The organism is Sphingomonas adhaesiva (assembly GCF_036946125.1).
Classification (GTDB): domain Bacteria; phylum Pseudomonadota; class Alphaproteobacteria; order Sphingomonadales; family Sphingomonadaceae; genus Sphingomonas; species Sphingomonas adhaesiva_A.
In genome coordinates this window covers 1,840,697-1,859,491 of the sequence record NZ_JAQIJT010000002.1, presented here as the reverse complement: position 1 = coordinate 1,859,491, position 18,795 = coordinate 1,840,697, and the positions used below count along the sequence as shown (strand labels likewise).

Below are 18,795 nucleotides of genomic sequence, written 5' to 3'. Positions count from 1 at the left end.
TCCCCTGAAGGGGAAGGGCTCCATCAGCCCGCCAGCAGCCGCTCCGCCTGCGCGCGCGCCTCGTCGGTGACGGTCGCGCCCGACAGCATCCGCGCGATCTCCTCGCGGCGTTCGCCGGCGTCGAGCGGGCGGACGCCGGTGCGCGTCACGGTGCCGTCGCTCGACTTCGCGATCAGCAGGTGCGTCGCACCGCGTGCGGCGACCTGCGGGCTGTGGGTCACCACCAGCAATTGCGTCGCCGTCGCCAGCCGCGCGAGCCGGTCGCCGATCGCGGAGGCGACCGCGCCGCCGACGCCGCGATCGATCTCGTCGAAGATCATCGTCGCCGCCCCGCCTTCCTCCGCCAGCGCGACCTTCAGCGCCAGGATGAAGCGCGACAATTCGCCCCCCGACGCGATCTTCGCCAGCGGGCCGAACGGCGCGCCGGGGTTCGTCGCGATCTCGAACTCCACCCGGTCGCGCCCCGCCGCCGACCAGTCGCGCTCGTCGAGCGGGGCGACTACCGTGCGGAAACGCGCCGCGTCCAGCTTGAGCGGGGCCAGCTCGGCGGCCACTGCGGCGTCCAGCCGCGCGGCGGCCGCGCTGCGGATCGCACTCAGCGCCGCGGCGGCTTTCTCATAGGCGGCGCGCGCGGTGGCGACGCGCGCCTCCAGCCCGGCCAGCCCCTGTTCGCCCGCGTCGAGCCGTTCCAGTCGCCCGCGCAGATCGTCCGCCAGCGCCGCCAGCTCGTCGGGCTGGACGCGGTGCTTGCGCGCCATCGCGCGCAGCTCGAACAATCGCTCCTCGTCGTCCTCCAGCGCGCGCGGATCGTGCATCAGCGCGATCGAGGCGTCGCGCAGCTTTTCCTCGGCCACCGCGCCCTCGATCACCGCGCGGTCGACCGCGGCCAATGCCTCGCCGAGCGCGGGATGATCCTCCGCGATCCGCTCCAGCACACGCGCGGCCTGGCGCAGATGCGTCAGCGCGCCGCCGCTGCCCTCCAGATGTCCGCTGACCGCATTCAGATCGTCGGCGATCTTCTCCGCGCGCTGCATCGTGCGGCGGCGCTCGGCGAGCGCCTCCTCCTCGCCCGGTTCGGGCGCCAGCGTGGTCAGTTCGCCGACCGCATGCTCCAGCCACTCGCGGTCGCGCCGTGCCGCGGCGATACCGTCGCGGGCCTCGTCCAGCGCCGCCGTCGCGGCGCGCCATGCGGCATGCGCCTGCGCCACCTCGCGCGTGCCGCCCTTTGCATAGGCGTCGAGCAGCGCGCGGTGCCCGGTCGCCGCCAGCAGCCCGCGATCGTCGTGCTGGCCGTGGATTTCGACCAGCATCGCGCCGATCTCGCGCAGCAGCGCGGCGGCGGCGGGCTGATCGTTGACGAAGGCGCGGCTGCCGCCGTCCGCCTTCACGATACGGCGCACGATCAGCGGCTCGCCGGCGTCGATCTCCAGCCCGTTGCCGGTCAGCAGGTCCGCGACGCCCGCAGGCGCGTCGAAGGTGGCGGTCACCACCGCCTGCGCCGCGCCGCTGCGCACCAGCGAGGTTTCGCCGCGCCGCCCCAGCGCGAGCCCGAGCGCGTCGAGCAGGATCGATTTGCCCGCCCCGGTCTCGCCGGTCAGCACGCCCAGCCCGGGGCCGAACTCCAGGTCCAGCGCCTCGATCAGCACGACGTCACGGATGGATAGCGCGGTCAGCATGGTCGCGCGCTCCTTAGCCGCAAAAGAGGCGGGTGTTTACCCTGTTTGTTCTCTGACGGCGGGTTGGAACGCCCGACGTCAGGCCGGCGGCAGCCCCGGCGCCGGCGTGCCCCCGGTCGCCCCCGTCGCACCGGCGGGGTTGTCGCCCCCGGTCGTCGTCGGGGTGGGCGGGGCCGGGGCCGGCGCGGCGGGCTTGGCCGCGCCCTCGGGCAGCGGCTCCAGCACCTCGACCTGCGGACGCGGCGGCGGCGGGACGACCGTCTCGCCCGGTGCCAGCGGCGCGATCGGCGTCGCGGGATTTTCCCCCATCAGCTTGTAGGCGCGCTGGTACCAGTCGGTGCCGGGATAGTTCGCGCCCAGCACCGCGGCGGCCTTGCGCGCCTCGTCGCGGACGCCCAGCGCCAGATATGTCTCGGTCAGCCGCATCAGCGCCTCGGGCGTATGCGTCGTCGTCTGATACTGGTCGATCACGCGGCGGAAGCGCAGCGTCGCGGCGAGCCACTGGCGGCGACGCTCGTAGAAGCGGCCGACCTCCATCTCCTTGCCCGCCAGATGGTCGCGCACCAGGTCCAGCTTCAGCCGCGCATCCGCGGCATAGCGGGTGTTGGGATAGCGCCGCATCAACTCGCCCAGCGAATCCTGCGCCTGCTGCGTGATCTTCTGATCGCGGCTGACGTCGCTGATCTGCTCGTAATAGCTCATCGCGACGAGATAATAGGCATAAGGCGCGTCGCGGTTGCCGGGGTGGACCGACAGGAAGCGCTGCGCGCCCTGGATCGCCTGCGTGTAATCGCGGTTCAGATAATAGCTGAACGCACCCATCAGCTGCGCCCGGCGGGCCCATACCGAATAGGGGTGCTGGCGCTCCACCTCGTCGAACAGCGCGGCGGCTTCCTTGTAGCGGCCCTGGTCCAGCCGCTGCTTGGCGGCGGAATACAGCGTGCCGACGTCGCGCGCGACATAGGGCAGGTCGCCCTTGGCGCTGTTACGCGCACAACCGGTGACGGGAAGCGCGAGCGCGGCGAGGAGCCCGAGCGTGAGCGGGCGGAAAAGGGGGGTACGCATCGGCCCGGCTCTTAGCGTAGAGAGCGGGCCGCGAACAACGGCTTTTGCGCGACCATGCGGAGCGGGCAGGCCGGGGTGCGCGTTGATGTCCGCGACGATCGCGTCCAGCCACAGGAGTTCGAATGCCCGCCACCCTGCTCGCCACGAAGCGCGTCGAGAAGCCCTGGGGCCGGCATCACCTGTATCCCGGCTTTCCCGACCCCGCGCCCGACGCGGAGCCGATCGGCGAGGTGTGGTTCCAGTCGCCGCACCCCGAGGAGCCGGAACTGCTCATCAAATACCTCTTCACCAGCGAGAAGCTGTCGGTGCAGAATCACCCGTCGGACGAGGAGGCGCACAAGCGCGGCCTGCCGCGCGGCAAGGACGAATGCTGGACCGTGCTGACCGCGGAGCCCGATTCGACGATCGCGATTGGGCCGCTCAGGCCGATGACACGCGAGGAGCTGCGCGCCTCGGCGGAGGACGGCAGCCTGGAGCACAAGCTCGACTGGAAGCCGGTGAAGGCGGGCGACTTCTATTATTCGCACTCCGGCGTGATCCACGCGATCGGCGCGGGGCTCACCGTGATCGAGGTGCAGCAGAATTCGGACACGACGTATCGCCTGTTCGATTACGGTCGTCCGCGCGAACTGCATCTGGACGACGGCGTCGCGGTCGCCGAATTGACCCCCTATGTCGCGCCCGAGGCACCCGGCGAGATCGCGCCCGGACGCATCATCCTGGTCAACGGGCCGAAGTTCGTGCTGGAGCGCTGGACCGGGGGCAAGCGGATGATCGAGTTGCCCGAGGGCAGGCAGGGCTGGCTGGTGCCGATCAGGGGAGAGGGCGTCGTCGCCGGGGTGGCGTGGAAGGCCGGCGAGTGCGTGCTGGTCGAGGGGCCGGAGGAACTGCACGCCTCCGCCGATGCCGATCTGCTCTTCGCCTATGTCGGCGCAAGTTTCCGATAGCATCCGAAAACGCTGTGAACGCGGCGTGATGCAGGTTAATCGCTCCAGCTCGGATGGTACGGTAACCGGGGATTGACAAGCGGATGGATCGGGCTCGGTCGCGGCGATTGATGAGCTGGCTGGCGGATGATCGCTGGCGGCTGGTCGACGCGGACCAGGCGTTCGTCGACGCGCTGGGTTATGGGCGCGACGAACTGCTGCGGCGCGACCTGCTCGACCTCACCCACGCGGACGATCGCGATTTCGTGCGCGAGCATCTCGATCGGCTGATGCGGGACGGTGCGTCGGTGGGGATGCGCCAGCGCTTCTGCACGGTGGACGGACGGCTGTTGTGGATGACCAGCCACATCAGCCTGTTCGGCGCGGCGCAGCGGCGGCAGCTGATCGCGACCGTCGAGCCGATGGGCGACGCGGTGCCCGACGATCCGCGCGTGATCGTCCGCCGCGCCGCGGTGCAGATCCTGACGCGGCGGCGGCTGCGGCAGGACCATTTCGGCGACGACATGTACGGCGAGCCGGCGTTCGACCTGCTGCTCGACCTCTTCATCCAGGAGGTCGACGGGCAGAACGCCTATACCACCAGTCTGGCGGTGGCGTCCGGCGCGCCGCTGACCACCGCACTGCGCCAGATCGCGATGCTGGTCGACCGCGGATACGTGCGGCGTGCGCCGGACCCGGTCGATCGCCGCCGCGTCATGGTGCAGCTGACCGAGAAGGGGTCGAAAGCGATGTGGCGCTACCTGACCGCGGCGGACGGGGTCTAGCGCGTTCACGCGGCGCTTACCCGCCTCGGGTAGAAGCTGCGCCATGTTGCGGGTCGTCACGCTTTCCACGCTGTTTCCCGACGCGACGCGGCCGACCTTCGGCGTGTTCGTGGAGCGGCAGGCGCAGGCGCTGGCGGCGCGCGACGGCGTATCGGTGCGCGTGGTGGCGCCGGTCGGACTGCCGCCATGGCCGCTGCCGCGCGCGGCGCGTCACCATGCGCTGGCGACCCTGCCGCCGCGGGAGACGTGGCACGGGCTGCCGGTGGCGCGCCCGCGGTTCGCGGCGATCCCCGCGACGCGCGGGCGGTGGCACGCGCCGTTGCTGGCGCGCGCGCTGCGGCCGGTGCTGGACGACCTGTGGCGCGAGGCGCCGTTCGACGCGATCGACGCGTCGTTCTTCTTCCCCGATGGACCGGCGGCGGTGGCGCTGGGGCGGCGATACGACGTGCCGGTGTCGATCAAGGCGCGCGGCGCGGACATTCATTTCTGGGCTCGGCAGGGCGCCACGCGCGGGCAGGTTCGCGCGTCGGCCACGGCGGCGGACGGATTGCTCGCGGTGAGCGCGGCGATGCGCGACGACATGGCGGCGCTCGGCATCGATCCGGCACGGGTGCGCGTGCATCGCACCGGGGTCGATCTCGACCGCTTCGTGCCGGTCGAGCGGCGGCGAGGGGCGCCGCACGTGGTGTCGCTGGGCGCGCTGATCCCGCGCAAGGGGCATGACGTGGTGATCGCGGCTATCGCACGGCTCCCCGGCGTGACGCTGTCGATCGTGGGGGAAGGGCCGGAGCGCGCGCGGCTCATGGCGCTGGCCCGGCGGCTGGGGGTCGCAGGGCGCGTCCACCTGACCGGCGCGGTCGCGCACCGTGACTTGCCCGCGATCCTGGCCGATGCCGATGTCATGGCGCTTGCCTCCGCGTCGGAGGGGCTGGCCAACGCCTGGGTCGAATCGCTCGCCTGCGGGACGCCGATCGTCATCGCCGATGCCGGCGGCGCGCGGGAAGTGGTGACGACGCCCGCCGTGGGACGGATCGTGGCGCGTGACGCGGTCGCCTTCGCCGGCGCGATCGGCGACCTGATCGCCGCTCCGCCGCCACGCGCTGCGGTGCGCGCCGCGGCGGAGCGGTTCACGTGGGCGGCGAATGCGGCGGCGCTGCACGAACATCTCGCTAGCCTGGTTCACCGGCATCGCACGGGTCGTGGTTGAAGCACCGGCGGCGCCGGCGCACGGTGCGGCCGGGCTGGACGATGACGGTATCCACTACGGCGATGCGACGGCCCACCGCGGGGCGGCACCCGGTCAAGGAGTGGCCAGTGCGGGGGGAGTAGCTCCCCTCCTTTTCAAGGAAGGGGCCGGGGGTGGGTGGAGGCTTGGCGGTGCGGATCGGACTCGGATCGCGGTGTCCGTATCACCCGGCCTCCCACCACCCCGAACCCTGCCTTCTACGGGAGGACCCTTAGGAGCCGAGCGGGTACAGCGCGGCGGCGACGCGGCGATCCTCGGCGCGCAGGATTCCCCAGGCCTTGGCCGCGGCGCGGCTGTCCATCGGCTCGATACCGATGCCCCGTTCCTCCAGCGCGCTCACCAACGCGCGCGGGGGGCGGCGCACATTCTCGCCCGTGCCGAGCACGATGAACTCGATCGGCTCACCCAGCAGCGGCGCCAGTGCCGCTTCGTCCAACGCCTCGATCGGCGGGGGGGACCACGTATCGGCGCGCGTCGCGGTCAGCAGCAGCGCGGGATAGACGCCCATCGTGCCGTCCGGCGCGTCCACCTTGAAGCCGCCGGCGCCGAAGCCGCGCACCAGCGGCCCGGCGGCGGGACGGTCGCGGTCGATCCGCATCAGGTGCGCGGACCGACCCGCTCGGCACCCTCGACGCTGTTCGCCGGGCGCGCCTTGTCGGCCGCCTCGGGCTCGGCACGCAGGCCCAGCGAGATCAGCAGCGAGGACGAGACGTAGATCGATGAATAGGTGCCGACCACGATGCCCAGGATCATCGCCGCGGTGAACCCGCGCAGCACATGCCCGCCCAGGAACAGCAGCGCGAACAGCGCCAGCAGGATCGTGACCGAGGTCATGACAGTGCGCGGCAGCGTTTCGTTGACCGACAGGTTGATGATGTCGCGCATCTCCATCTTGCGATAGCGGCGCATGTTCTCGCGGATGCGGTCGTCGATCACGATCTTGTCGTTGATCGAATAGCCGATGATGGTCAGCACCGCGGCGACGATGTTCAGGTCGAACTCGAACTGCGTCAGCGCGAAGAAGCCGAGCGTCATCAGCAGGTCGTGGACGATCGCGACGATTGTCGACACGCCGAACTGCCATTCGAAGCGGAAGATCGCGAACAGGCCGATGCCCAGGATCGCCAGCACCACCGCGAGCAGGCCGTTGCGGATCAGCTCGCCCGATACCTTGCCCGACACGGTCGAATAGCGGCGGAACTCCGCGCCGGGGAAGCGCTGCGCCAGCGCGGCCTCGATCTTCTTCACCGCGGCGTTGGTCGCGCCTTCGTCGCCGCCCTGCTGGACGGGCAGGCGGATGGTGATGGTGCGCGGGTCGCCGAACTGCTGGAGCGCGGCCTCGCCCACGCCCTGCGCATCGACGACGGCACGGACCTGATCGAGGTCCGGCTTCTGTGCGAAGCGTTCCTCGATCATCAGGCCGCCTTCGAAATCGACGCCGAAGTTCAGCCCCTTGTAGAAGGTGACGCCCACCGCCAGCACGCTGAGCAGCAGGGTGAGCCCGAAGGCCCAGCCGCGCAGCCGGACGAAATCGATGTTCGTGTCGTCGGGGACGAGCTTGAGAAGTTTCATCTGACGTCCCGCCTCAGATATTGATCGTCTTGGGCTTCGTGCGGCGTAGCCAGCCCGCGACGAGCATCCGGGTGAACAGCACCGCAGTGAACACGCTGGTGGCGATGCCGATCAGCAGCACGACCGCGAAGCCCTTCACCGGGCCGGAGCCGAGGAAGAACATGATGATGCCCGAGATGGCGTGAGTCACGTTCGCCTCGAAGATGGTGCGGCTGGCCTCCTTGTAGCCCAGCTCCACCGCCTGCACCACGCCGCGCCCGCGGTGCCGCTCCTCGCGGATACGCTCGTTGATGAGCACGTTGGCGTCGACCGCGGTGCCGATCGTCAGCACGAAGCCGGCGATGCCCGGCAGCGTCAGCGTGCCGTTGATGAGCGCCAGCACGCCCAGGATGACGAACACGTTGATGACGACGGCCAGGTTCGCATAGACGCCGAACCGGCCGTAGGTGACGAGCATGAACGCCACCACCAGCGCCACCGCGATCGCGGAGGCGAGGATGCCGGCGCGGATCGAATCGGCGCCCAGGTCGGGGCCGACGGTCGATTCCTCGACGATCTTCAGATCGACCGGCAGCTTGCCCGAGCGCAGCGCGATGGCGAGCTGGTTGGCGCTGTCGGTGGTGAAGCCGCCGCTGATCGAGGCGCGGCCGCCCAGGATCGGCTCGTTGATGTTGGGCGCGGAGATCACCGAATTGTCGATGATGATCGCGAACGGGCGATTGACGTTTTCCTGCGTCACGCGTGCGAAGCGACGCCCGCCCTGGCTGTCGAAGGTGATCGACACCTGCGGCGCGTTGGTCGTCGGCTCGAACTCCTGCCGCGCGTCGGCCAGCATGTCGCCGGTGATGATCGCGGAGCGCTTCACCGCGATGAAGGGGATGCCCGAGGGATTGTTGGGATAGGGCAGCACCTGGCTGCCCGCGGGCGCCTGTCCCCTGGCGAGGCCCGCCGGGTCGGCGTTGGTGTCGACCAGCTTGAATTCCAGCTTGGCGGTCTTGCCCAGCAGGTTCTTCAGCGCCTGCGGGTCCTGCAGGCCCGGCACCTGCACGACGATGCGGTTCGCGCCCTGGCGGATGATCGTCGGCTCGCGCGTGCCCAGCTCGTCGATGCGGCGGCGCACGACCTCGGTCGCGTCGCCCATCGCGGTATCGACCGCCTGCGCCAGGCCCGCGGCGGTCGGGGTGAGCACGAAGCGGCTCGAATCCACCACCTGGATGTCCCATTGCCGCTGCCCGGTCATGCCCGCGCCGGTGCCGGTGATCGACAGCAGCCGCTCGCGTGCGGCGTCGACCTGCGACGGATCGCGCAACAGGAACGACAATTGCCCGTTGCGGCTGGAGATTTCGCCGATCTCGATGCGCGGATTCTGCCGCCGCATCTCGGTCTGGACCTGCTCGCGCATCGCCTCGACGCGGGTCGCGGCGACGTCGTTGGTATCCGCCTCCAGCAGCAGATAGCTGCCGCCGGCGAGGTCGAGCCCCAGGTTGATCCGCGGCGGCGTGAACGGCCAGCCCTGCGTCACGCGCTCCGGCAGGAAGCTCGGGATCGACAGCGACACCAGGATCGCCAGCACCAGCCAGATGGCGGTGACCTTCCAGCGGGGGAAATCGAGCATGTCAGTCGTTCGCCGGCTTGCCGCCGAGCGGGGTGACTTCCGCCAGCGTCGCCTTCACCACGCGCACGCGGGTGTTGGGGGCGATCTCCACCTCGACCACGGCGTCCTCCACCTTGGTCACGCGCCCGATCAGGCCCCCGGCGGTGACGACCGAGTCGCCCTTCTTCACGCCCGCCACCGCGCTTTGCAGCGCCTTCATCCGCCGCTGCTGCGGACGGATCATCAGAAAATAGAAGACGATGAAGACGAGGAACAGCGGCGCGAGGCCGAGGAAACCGGCGAGCCCGCCGCCGGAGTTGGCGGCACCCGCCGCGGTCTGCGCATAGGCTGGAGAGATGAGCATGGAATTCCGTGCATGGCCATGGAGCGGGCGACCGATGCCGTCCGCGAAGCCGCTGCCGCTATCATCGCACGCGCGACGGCGCAATCCATGCGTCTTCGCCCATATGTCTTCGCGGCGCCACGGGCCTTGCATTGCCGCAACAGCGCGCGTAGGAGCGCGCCTTCGGTCGGGGCGTAGCGCAGCCTGGTAGCGCATCACACTGGGGGTGTGGGGGTCGCAGGTTCGAATCCTGTCGCCCCGACCAATTCACGACATCGTCGGTTTCGAAGCGCGTGGCCGTGCGGCGCACGGGCTTCGTCGCGCGCGCGCCTCCCGGCGGACGCGGGGCGGTTGATCCGGTTTAAGCCCTTTTCCCAACCTGTTATATTTACGGCGTCACTCCGTTCGGGGTTAGTGGCGCAGGGGCGGGGTGGATCGACGGGAGATCGAGATGACGCCTGGATGTCGAGCGCGGCACGGAGCGGGGCGATGATCGCCGCAAGCCGGCCGGGGCGGGCGCGGCCGATCGTGGATCCGCTGCGCTGCCGGTTGAATGCGCTGATGCCCGGAGTGGCGGACGCGATCGGACTGGGCATCCGGCGCATGCCGATGCGGACGATCCGCGCCCGCCGCGAGATCCTGCGCGATGGCGAATGTCCGGGGACGACGCTGGCGATCCAGTCGGGCTGGGCGGCGTTCGCGCGGCACTTCCACGATGGGCGGCGGCAGATCGAGCATCTGCTGGTGCCGGGGGATATCGTCGGCCTGGGGCCAGGGGGCCCGCTGACCGCGTCGCTCCTGGCGCTCACCCCGGTGACGCTGATCGAGCTCGATACCCCGGCGGCCCCGGCGGAATCCATGTTGCAGGAAGCGGTGCGCCGCCACGCCGCGCTGATGCTCCAGCACCTCTTCAACGCGGTGGCGCGCGTGGGGCGGCAATCGTCGCTGGAGCGGTTCGCGCATCTGTTGCTGGAATTGCGCGACCGACTGCGGCTCGCGGGGCTGGGCGACGGCACCCGGTTCGAGATGCCGCTGACGCAGGAGATGCTGGCGGATGCGCTGGGGCTGACCAGCGTCCACGTCAATCGCACGCTCCAGGCGATGCGCCAGCAGGGGCTGGTCACGCTGCGCGAGCGCGAGGTCGGGCTGATCGACGTGCCCGCGCTGTCCCGACTCGCGGATTACCAGCCGTTGGTGGTGGGGTAAGCGGCGCTCACCCCCGCGGCTTGCGCATCCGGATCAGGCCTTCCTGTGCCACCGTCGCGACCAGCCGCCCGTCCGCGGTGAAGATGCTGCCGCGGTTCATGCCGCGCGCATGGCCCGCCCAGGGGCTGTCGGTGGCGTAGAGCATCCATTCGTCGGCGCGCACCGGCTCGTGCAGCCACAGCGAGTGGTCGAGGCTCGCGCTCTGGAACCCCGGCGTGGTCCAGTTGACGCCGTGCGGCAGCATGCACGTCCCCAGCAGCGCCATGTCGCTGGCATAGGCGACGATCGCGCGGTGCACGGCGGGATCGTCGCCCACCGGCGCGACGACGCGGAACCAGCTGTGCTGGACCGGATCGGCCGGCGTCGGGCTGAACCATTTGCGCGGATAGACCGGACGGATCTCGATCGGGCGCGGCCGCGTCAGCTGCTTGCGGAAGCGCTCCTCGACATGCGCGCTGTCGGCGGCGCGCAGCTCCGCCTCGGTCCTGAGCGACTCGGGCGGGGGGACGTCGGGCATGCGGTCCTGATGGTGATAGCCGTCCTCTGGCAGCTGGAACGAGGCCGCCATGTTCAGGATGGGCTGCCCGCGCTGCATCGCGATCACGCGGCGCGTGGCGAAGCTGCGCCCCTCGAAATCGCGCACCACGCGGTAGATGATCGGATGATCCTCCGACCCGGCGCGCATGAAATAGGCGTGGAGCGAATGCGCGATCTTGCCGTCGCTCTCGCCTGCGCCATCGGTCGAGCGCTGCGCGGCCTGGAGCGCCTGCGCGATGACCTGCCCGCCGAACACGCGCCCCACGCCCCCCGCCGAGCGCCGCCCGCGGTACAGATCCGTGTCGATCTCCTCGACGTCGAGCAGGTCGACGAGGTCGGCGGCGAGCGCGGCGGGGGTGGGGGGCGTATCGGTCATCTACGTGCTCCTGCGCACGCAGGAGCCCAGGGCCGCAGGCGTCGCGTTCGTCATCCTGGGCTCCCGCGTGCGCAGGAGCATATGCGGGGTCAATAGCCCGCGGTGGTCGCCAGCAGGTCGGCGTGGAAGTTCGAATCGCCGAACATCTCCGCCAGCACGCGCCCGCGCTTCATGTAGAAGCCGATGTCGAACGCGTCGGTCATGCCCATGCCGCCGTGCATCTGGACGCCTTCCTGGACGCTGAGCGTCGTGGCGAGGCCGGTCATCGCCTTGGCCACCGACACCGCCTGCATCGCGCGGTCGTCGCCGGCGTCGAGCAGCTGCTGCGCCTTCAGCACCGCGGCGCGCGCGACCTCCATCTCCGAATAGAGATGCGCGGCGCGGTGCTGGAGCGCCTGAAAGCTGCCGATCAGCGTCCCGAACTGCTTGCGCTCCTTCAGATAGCTGACGGTCATGTCCATCGCGCCGCCGCCGACGCCCAGCATCTCCGCCGCCGCGCCGGTGCGCCCCGCGCGCAGCAGGCGGTTCAGCGGATCGCGCCCCGCGTCCACCTCGCCGATCACCGCATCGGCATCCACCTCGACCCCGTCGAACGCGATCCGCGCGGCGAGGCTGGCGTCGGCCAGGCGCTCGGGCGTCGCGGTCAAGCCGGCGGCATCCTTGGGGACGGCGAACAGCGTCACCCCCTGCTCGTCCGCGGCGCTGCCGGCGGTGCGCGCGGCGACGATCAGCAGATCGGCGACATGCCCGTGGGTCACGAACTGCTTCTTGCCGGTCAGGCGGAAGCCGTTGCCGGCGCGCTCCGCCTTCATCTCCACGGTCGAGCGATGCTTGGCGCCCTCGTCGATCGCGAGCGCGGCGACCGTCTCGCCTGCCAGGATGCCGGGGAACCAGCGCTCCGCCTGCGCGGTGCCCTTCAGCGCCTCGACCGCCGCGACCGCGGTGGACAGGAACGGGGAGGGCGACAGGTTGCGGCCGATCTCCTCCAGCACCACGCCCGCCTCGACATGGCCGAGCCCCAGGCCGCCGGCGTCCTCGCCGATCAGGATGCCGGTGAAGCCCATCTCCGCGAACTGCTTCCACAGGTCGCGGCTGAAGCCGGTGGCGTCGTTGGCGTCGCGCAGGGCGCGCATGTGGCTGACGGGGGCGGAGGCGGCGACGAAGTCCTTCGCGGTGTCGCGCAGCATCGTCTGTTCGTCGTTCAGGAAAAGGGGCATGTCATCAGTCCTGTACGTCATCCCGGACTTGTTCCGGGGTCTACCGCGCCTCTTGGCCGTGGCGCTGGTGGATGAGTGGACCCCGGAACAGGTCCGGGGTGACGATGGGGGTCGGGGTTACGCCGGCAGCTCGAGGATGCGCTTGGCGATGATGTTGAGCTGCACCTCGCTGGTGCCGCCCTCGATCGAATTCGCCTTGGTGCGCAGCCACGCGCGCGCCTCGCGGCCGCCGTTGCTGGCCTCGCTTTCCCACTCCAGCTCGTCGGAGCCGCCGGCCGACATCAGCAGCTCGTAGCGCGCCTTGTTCAGCTCGGTGCCGTAATATTTCATCATGCTCGGCTGCGCGGGATGCGCACGACCCGCCTTCAGCTCGTCGATGAAGCGCTCGCTCTGCGCCGCGAACGCCTTGGCGCGGACCTCGAACAGCGCGATCTGCGCGCGCAGCAGCGGGTCGGCCAGCTTGCCGTCGTGATCGACGCCGATCGTCGCCAGCGCGCCGAGCACCAGCGGGTTCTTGCCGCCCGTGCCGCCCAGCCCCATGCCCGAGATCATCTCGCGCTCGTGGCCCAGCAGGTATTTGGCGACGTCCCAGCCCTTGTTCAGCTCGCCGACCAGATTCTCCTTGGGCACCTTCACATTGTCGAAGAAGGTTTCGCAGAAGGGCGAATAGCCGCTGATGAGCAGGATCGGCTTGGTCGAGACGCCCGGCGTGCGCATGTCGAACAGCACGAAGCTGATGCCGTTGTGCTTGTTCGTCCGGTCGGTGCGCACCAGGCAGAAGATCCAGTCCGCCTTGTCGGCGTAGCTGGTCCAGATCTTCTGGCCGTTGACGAGGAAATGGTCGCCCTTGTCCTCCGCACTGGTGGCCAGGCTGGCGAGGTCGGACCCGGCGTTGGGCTCCGAATAGCCCTGGCACCAGCGGATCTCGCCGCGTGCGATCTCGGGCAGGAAGCGCTTCTTCTGCGCTTCCGTGCCGTATTTCAGCAGCGCCGGCCCGAGCATCGAGATGCCGAAGGAGTTCAGCGGGTTGCGCGCGCGGATCGCGGCCATTTCCTCGCGCAGCACCTTGGTCTCGGCCGCGGACAGCCCGCCGCCGCCATATTCCCTAGGCCAGTCGGGGACGGTCCAGCCGCGGCTGCCCATCGCGTCCATCCACTGCTTCTGCGCCGGGGTCAGGTCGCTCTGGTCGCGCCCGCCCCACACCGCATCCTTTTCGGTGCGGATCGGCTCGCGCATTTCGGGCGGGCAGTTGGCTTCCAGCCAGGCGCGAGTTTCCTTGCGGAAGGTGTCGAGGTCGGTGGTCATCGTTGGTCTCCAACAGCCGTTCGCCCTGAGCGAAGTCGAAGGGCAAGCGCAGCGGCTGTGCTTCGACTGCGCTCAGCACGAGCGGGGGTCATTGTGTCAGCTCCTGCGCGGTGCGCGCGGCGGCGATGGCGGTTCGGTCGGCAAAGAGATCGGCGATCACCTGCACCCCGATCGGCAGTCCGTGCGCGTCGGTGCCGATGCGCACGCTGGTCGCGGGCAGCATCGGGAAGGTGGCGAGGCCGGGGAAGGCGAACTGGTGGAAGAAGACGGTATCCTCGCCGTCGATATCCAGCTGCCGCGTGGCGAGCGGGGTCGGATCGTGCGGGAAGGCGGTCATCCCCACGGTGGGCGCGATCACTACGTCGTAGCGGGTGAACAGGCGCCGCCACTGGCGCTGGATGCGCGCCTGTTCGTCGTGGAGGTGGTGCCACGTCTCCAGCGCGGGGGGCTCGGCCCCCTCGGGCAGCGGCGCGCGGCGCGACATGGCGATGTTGAGCATCTGCCAATAGCCGTCGTGATGCCGCGCCAGATCGGGGAGCAGGTCGCTGTCGCGATCGACCGTCGCGCCCGCCGCGGCGAAACGCTCGCCCAGCGCCTCCAGCGCATCGACGATCGCGCGCTGGACGGTCGCCAGCGGATGCCCGGTGAGCAGCAGGACGCGCCACTGCCCCGGCGCATGTTGCCGCGCCGGCGCGAGCGGGTGGTCGGCGACCACGCCGAGCGCGGCGTCGAGGTCGTCGGCATCGCGCGCCATCGGTCCGACGACCGACAAAGCGGTGCGCGCGCTGTCGGTGCCGGGATGGAAATGGCCGTCCGGGGGCACCACGCCCCAGGTCGGCTTGTGCCCCCATACGCCGTTGAAGGCGGCGGGAACGCGGATCGACCCGCCGATGTCGGAGCCGAACTCCAGCGGCACGAACCCCGCGGCGAGCGATACCGCGGACCCGCCCGACGATCCGCCCGCGCTGCGCGTCGGATCGATCGCATTGAGGGTGCGGCCGTAGACGGGATTGTCGGATTGCAGGTCGGCGAGCGCGGGCGGCACGTTGGTCTTGCCCAGCACCACGACGCCCGCCGCCTTCAGCCGCTGGACGACGACCGCATCCTCCTGCGCGACGAAGGCGCGATGTTCGGTGAAGCCGAACGTCGTCGGCAGCCCGGCGACGTCATAGCTTTCCTTGATCGTCATCGGCACGCCGAGCAGCGTCGCGTCGAAGCCCCGGGCGATCCGCGCGTCCAGTTCCGCCGCGGCCTTTCGCGCGCGATCGAAGTCGCGCACGACGACCGCGTTGAGCGCGCCGTCGCCCGCCTCGATCCGCGCGATCGCGGCGTCGGTTTCGGCGAGCGCGCTCGTCTCCCCCGCGCGGATCGCGGCAGCGGTCTGGAGCGCGGTTTTCTCGGTCATGCGCGTGCTCCTGCGAACGCAGGAGCCCAGAGTCCGGGATACCGCGCTTCGTGGCCCTGGGTTCCTGCGTGCGCAGGAACACAAGGACGGCGGGGCATCACAGCTTCCCCCCGCTCTCCGCCGCCGCCTTCAGGCTGGGGGCGACCTTGAAGCCGTGCTTCTCCAGCCCGGCGACGACCTTGTCCAACCCCTCGGTCTGCGCCCAGAACATCGGGCCGCCGCGATAGACCGGCCAGCCATAGCCGTAGATCCAGACGACATCGATGTCGCTCGACCGTTGCGCCTTGCCTTCCTCCAGGATCAGCGCGCCCTCGTTGACCATCGGGTACAGCGTGCGCTCGACGATCTCCTGGTCGGTGATCTCGCGCTTGGCGAGGTTCGACCGCGACCGGAAGTCCTCGATGATCTCCGCCACGCGCGGGGAGGGGGAGGGGTTACGCTTCTCGTCGTAATCGTAGAATCCGGCGTTCTTCTTCTGCCCCCAGCGCCCCTCCGCGGCGAGCGCGTCGCGGATGCTCTCGATCCGGTTGGGATCGCGGTGCCAGCCGATGTCGACGCCCGCCAGGTCGCTCATCTGGAACGGCCCCATCGGCATGCCGAAGTCGGTGTGCACCTTGTCGATCTGCTGCGGGGTGGCGCCCTCCATCAGCAGCTTGTTCGCCTCGATCTGCCGGGGGGAGAGCATGCGGTTGCCGATGAAGCCGTGGCAGACGCCGGCGACGACCGCGACCTTCTTGATCTTCTTGGCCAGCGCCATGACCGTCGCCAGCACGTCGCCCGCGGTCTTCTCGCCGCGCACCACCTCCAGCAGCTTCATGACATTGGCGGGGGAGAAGAAGTGCATCCCCACCACGTCCTCGGGCCGCTTCGTGCTCGCCGCGATCTCGTCGACGTTCAGGTAGCTGGTGTTGCTGGCCAGGATCGCGCCCGGCCTCGCGATCGCGTCGAGCTTCCCGAACAGCTCCTTCTTGACGTCCATATTCTCATAGACCGCCTCGATGATGAGGTCGCAGTCGGCGAGGTCGTCGAGGCTGAGCGTGGGGGTCAGCAGCCCCATCAGCTTCTCCGGCGCGTCGGGCTTCAGCCGGCCCTTGGCGGCGGATGCCTCGTAATTCCTGCGCATCACGCCGGTGCCGCGGTCGAGCGCGTCCTGCTGCATCTCGACGATCGTCACCGGGATGCCGGCGGAGAGGAAGTTCATCGAGATGCCGCCGCCCATCGTGCCCGCGCCGATCACGCCCACCTTGTTGATCGGGCGCAGCGGGGTCTTGGGGTCGACGTCGTCGATCTTCGCGGCCTGGCGCTCGGCGAAGAAGATGTGGCGCTGCGCCGCGGACTGGGTGCCCGTCATCAGCTTCATGAACTGCTCGCGCTCGAACTTCATGCCCTCCTCGAAGGGCTGCTCGCTCGCCGCGACGACGCAGGCGATGTTGGCCGCGGGCGCGTCGAAGCCGCGCATCTTGCGGCCGTGCGCCTTCTGGAAGGCGGCGACCGCCTCCGGATCGGGGGACACCGTCTTGTCGCGCACGCGCGGGATCGGGCGCTTGTCCGCGATCTCGCGCGCGAACGCGATCGCATCCGCCTCCAGCGAATCCTCGCCCACCACCCGGTCGACCAGCCCGACCTCGGCGGCCTTCTTTGCGGGGATCGGATCGCCGATCGCGACCATTTCCAGCGCCGCCTTCACGCCGACCACGCGCGGCAGCCGCTGCGTGCCCCCGGCGCCGGGCAGCAGGCCCAGCTTCACTTCCGGAAGGCCCATCATCGCGCTCGGCACCGCGACGCGGTAATGGCAGGCGAGTGCGACCTCGCATCCGCCGCCCAGCGCGGTGCCGTGGATCGCGGCGACGATCGGCTTGCTGCTGGCATCCATCATGTCGATGACCTCGTGCAGGCTCGCCCCCTTGGGCGGCTTGCCGAACTCGGTGATGTCCGCGCCCGCGAAGAAGGTGCGCCCGTCGCAGCGGATCACCATCGCCTTGATGCCGGCATCCGCCACGCCTTGCTTGACCCCGGCCTCCAGCCCGTCGCGCACGCCCGCGCCCAGCGCGTTCACCGGCGGCGAGTCGGAGATGATGACCAGGATGTCGTCGTGGCGTTCGGTGCGGACGGGGGAAGTCATTCGTCGGATCTCCGTCTGAGTGCTCCTGCGGACGCAGGAGCCTAGGGCCGCCAGCGCGGCGTTCGTGGCTCTGGGCTCCTGCGTCCGCAGGAGCACGGTGAACTCAGGTCAGCGCGGCGTAGATCATCGTCTTCAGCTCGCGGCGGATGGGATAGATCATCGAGGGCGACAGCTGCGTCATGAAGACCATGCTGATCCGCTCGACCGGATCGACGAAGAAGGCGGTCGAGAACATGCCGCCCCAATAATATTCGCCCACCGACCCCGGCATCATCGAGCGCGCCGGATCGATCGTCACCGCAAAGCCGAGGCCGAAGCCGGTGCCCGCATTCTGCGTCTCGCTGAACAGCGAACGCGACATGGTCGACAGGTCGGCGTTCCCGGGCAGGTGGTTCTGCGTCATCAGCTCCACCGTCTTGCGCCCCAGGATGCGCGCGCCGTCCAGCTCGCCGCCGTTGAGGCACATCAGGCAGAAGCGGTGATAGTCGAGCGCGGTCGACACCAGCCCGCCGCCGCCCGAGACGAAGCGGAACGGCACCGACCACATGCTCTCCGCCCCGCGGTCGAACATCTGGCGGCCCTTGCCGGGCACCAGCGTATAGCAATCGGTCAGCCGGTCGATCTTGTCGCCGGGCACCGTGAAGAAGGTGTCGTGCATCTTGAGCGGCGCGAAGATGCGCTCCTCGAAGAAGCGCGGCAGCTTCATCCCCGACACGCGCTCCACCACCAGCCCGAGCACGTCGGTGGCGACCGAATAATTCCACGCGCTGCCCGGCGAGAATTCCAGCGGCAGCTTCCCCAGCGCCGCGACGAAGCCGTCGAGGTCGAGGTTGCCGTGCCAGTTCTCCAGCTTCTGCTCGCGGTGCGCGGCGTCGATGTTGCTGCGGTTCTGGAAGCCGTAGGTGAAGCCGGCGGTATGGCGCAGCAGGTCGACCATCCGCATCGGCGCCTGCGCCGGCCTGGTCATGAACGGCACGCCCGCGCCCCCGCCGTCATAGACGCCGACGCCCTTCAGCTCGGGCAGGACATGATGCACCGGCGTGTCCAGCGCGACCTTCGCCTCCTCCACCAGCATCATGAACGCGACCGAGGTGATCGGCTTCGTCATGGAGGCGATGCGGAACAGCGATCCCTCGTCCACCGCCGCGCCGCCCTCGCGCGCGGTGCCCTGATGCGAGAAATGGACGATCTGGTCGTCGCGTGCGACCAGCAGCTGCGCCTGCGCGAAGCCGCCGGTGTCGAGATAGCGTTCCTTGAGCAGCGCATCGATCGCGGCGAGGCGTCGCGGGTCGAAGCCGTGCTTCTCGGCCTTGGCGATCTTCATGGCCTCTCCATACCCCCGCTTCGAATGTCACGCCACGTCTATCGCTTGAGCCCAGCGTAAATCAACTCTAGTCTCGCATCCGAACGAACCGAATGT

The 18,795-nt window shown here is 69.8% G+C and carries 16 protein-coding genes and 1 tRNA gene; 5 read left to right on the top strand and 12 right to left on the bottom strand.

What is annotated here, in order from left to right:
* Positions 1 to 23: 23 nt before the first annotated feature.
* Positions 24 to 1,676: a DNA repair protein RecN gene (recN, locus tag PGN23_RS15120; protein ID WP_335303835.1), complete on the bottom strand. Its 1,653-nt coding sequence runs from the start codon at positions 1,674 to 1,676 to the stop codon at positions 24 to 26.
* 78 nt (positions 1,677 to 1,754) lie between these two features.
* Complete coding sequence (locus tag PGN23_RS15115; protein ID WP_335303833.1) at positions 1,755 to 2,741, bottom strand: outer membrane protein assembly factor BamD; 987 nt, start codon at positions 2,739 to 2,741, stop codon at positions 1,755 to 1,757.
* 122 nt (positions 2,742 to 2,863) lie between these two features.
* Here PGN23_RS15115 and PGN23_RS15110 point away from each other — a divergent pair, with 122 nt between their 5' ends.
* From PGN23_RS15110 to PGN23_RS15100, 3 genes are all read left to right on the top strand, one after another.
* The gene (locus PGN23_RS15110; RefSeq protein ID WP_335303832.1) at positions 2,864 to 3,688 is read left to right on the top strand and encodes a phosphoheptose isomerase; all 825 of its coding nucleotides are present in this window, start codon (positions 2,864 to 2,866) and stop codon (positions 3,686 to 3,688) included.
* Between the two features lie 83 nt (positions 3,689 to 3,771).
* Complete coding sequence (locus tag PGN23_RS15105; RefSeq protein ID WP_335303831.1) at positions 3,772 to 4,452, top strand: PAS domain-containing protein; 681 nt, start codon at positions 3,772 to 3,774, stop codon at positions 4,450 to 4,452.
* A 43-nt stretch (positions 4,453 to 4,495) separates the two neighbouring features.
* A complete protein-coding gene (locus tag PGN23_RS15100; protein WP_335303830.1) occupies positions 4,496 to 5,659 on the top strand; it encodes a glycosyltransferase in 1,164 nt (387 codons plus the stop codon).
* Positions 5,660 to 5,909: 250 nt separating this feature from the next.
* On the opposite strand, the gene PGN23_RS15095 is transcribed toward PGN23_RS15100, so the two are convergent.
* Genes PGN23_RS15095 through yajC form a run of 4 tightly spaced genes read right to left on the bottom strand, consistent with a single transcriptional unit; the run spans position 5,910 to position 9,228 of the window.
* Positions 5,910 to 6,296, bottom strand: coding sequence for an Mth938-like domain-containing protein (locus PGN23_RS15095; protein ID WP_335303829.1), 387 nt, complete (start codon positions 6,294 to 6,296; stop codon positions 5,910 to 5,912).
* Complete coding sequence (secF, locus tag PGN23_RS15090; RefSeq protein ID WP_335303828.1) at positions 6,296 to 7,270, bottom strand: protein translocase subunit SecF; 975 nt, start codon at positions 7,268 to 7,270, stop codon at positions 6,296 to 6,298. Before secF ends, PGN23_RS15095 begins: the two co-directional genes overlap by 1 nt.
* Before the next feature lie 13 nt (positions 7,271 to 7,283).
* The gene (gene secD, locus PGN23_RS15085; protein WP_335303827.1) at positions 7,284 to 8,885 is read right to left on the bottom strand and encodes a protein translocase subunit SecD; all 1,602 of its coding nucleotides are present in this window, start codon (positions 8,883 to 8,885) and stop codon (positions 7,284 to 7,286) included.
* 1 nt (position 8,886) lies between these two features.
* Positions 8,887 to 9,228 carry a preprotein translocase subunit YajC gene (gene yajC, locus PGN23_RS15080; RefSeq protein WP_335303826.1) on the bottom strand — a complete coding sequence of 114 codons (342 nt, stop codon included), beginning with the start codon at positions 9,226 to 9,228 and terminating at the stop codon, positions 8,887 to 8,889.
* A 167-nt stretch (positions 9,229 to 9,395) separates the two neighbouring features.
* Between yajC and PGN23_RS15075 the strand changes: the two genes are divergently transcribed.
* A tRNA-Pro gene (locus tag PGN23_RS15075) sits at positions 9,396 to 9,472 on the top strand.
* A 197-nt stretch (positions 9,473 to 9,669) separates the two neighbouring features.
* Positions 9,670 to 10,413: a Crp/Fnr family transcriptional regulator gene (locus PGN23_RS15070; protein WP_335303825.1), complete on the top strand. Its 744-nt coding sequence runs from the start codon at positions 9,670 to 9,672 to the stop codon at positions 10,411 to 10,413.
* A 7-nt stretch (positions 10,414 to 10,420) separates the two neighbouring features.
* On the opposite strand, the gene PGN23_RS15065 is transcribed toward PGN23_RS15070, so the two are convergent.
* The 6 genes from PGN23_RS15065 to PGN23_RS15040 form a co-directional block, all read right to left on the bottom strand.
* Positions 10,421 to 11,326 (bottom strand): acyl-CoA thioesterase, encoded by a 906-nt coding sequence (locus PGN23_RS15065; protein WP_335303824.1) that lies wholly within the window; start codon positions 11,324 to 11,326, stop codon positions 10,421 to 10,423.
* An 89-nt stretch (positions 11,327 to 11,415) separates the two neighbouring features.
* A complete protein-coding gene (locus tag PGN23_RS15060; RefSeq protein ID WP_335303823.1) occupies positions 11,416 to 12,543 on the bottom strand; it encodes an acyl-CoA dehydrogenase family protein in 1,128 nt (375 codons plus the stop codon).
* Between the two features lie 117 nt (positions 12,544 to 12,660).
* Positions 12,661 to 13,848, bottom strand: coding sequence for an acyl-CoA dehydrogenase family protein (locus PGN23_RS15055; RefSeq protein WP_335303822.1), 1,188 nt, complete (start codon positions 13,846 to 13,848; stop codon positions 12,661 to 12,663).
* A gap of 88 nt (positions 13,849 to 13,936) precedes the next feature.
* A complete protein-coding gene (locus PGN23_RS15050) occupies positions 13,937 to 15,253 on the bottom strand; it encodes an amidase family protein (protein ID WP_335303821.1) in 1,317 nt (438 codons plus the stop codon).
* A 97-nt stretch (positions 15,254 to 15,350) separates the two neighbouring features.
* Positions 15,351 to 17,375 (bottom strand): 3-hydroxyacyl-CoA dehydrogenase NAD-binding domain-containing protein, encoded by a 2,025-nt coding sequence (locus PGN23_RS15045; RefSeq protein ID WP_335303820.1) that lies wholly within the window; start codon positions 17,373 to 17,375, stop codon positions 15,351 to 15,353.
* A gap of 103 nt (positions 17,376 to 17,478) precedes the next feature.
* On the bottom strand, positions 17,479 to 18,699 hold the full coding sequence (locus PGN23_RS15040) for a serine hydrolase domain-containing protein (protein ID WP_335303819.1): 1,221 nt from the start codon (positions 18,697 to 18,699) through the stop codon (positions 17,479 to 17,481).
* Positions 18,700 to 18,795 lie beyond the last annotated feature (96 nt).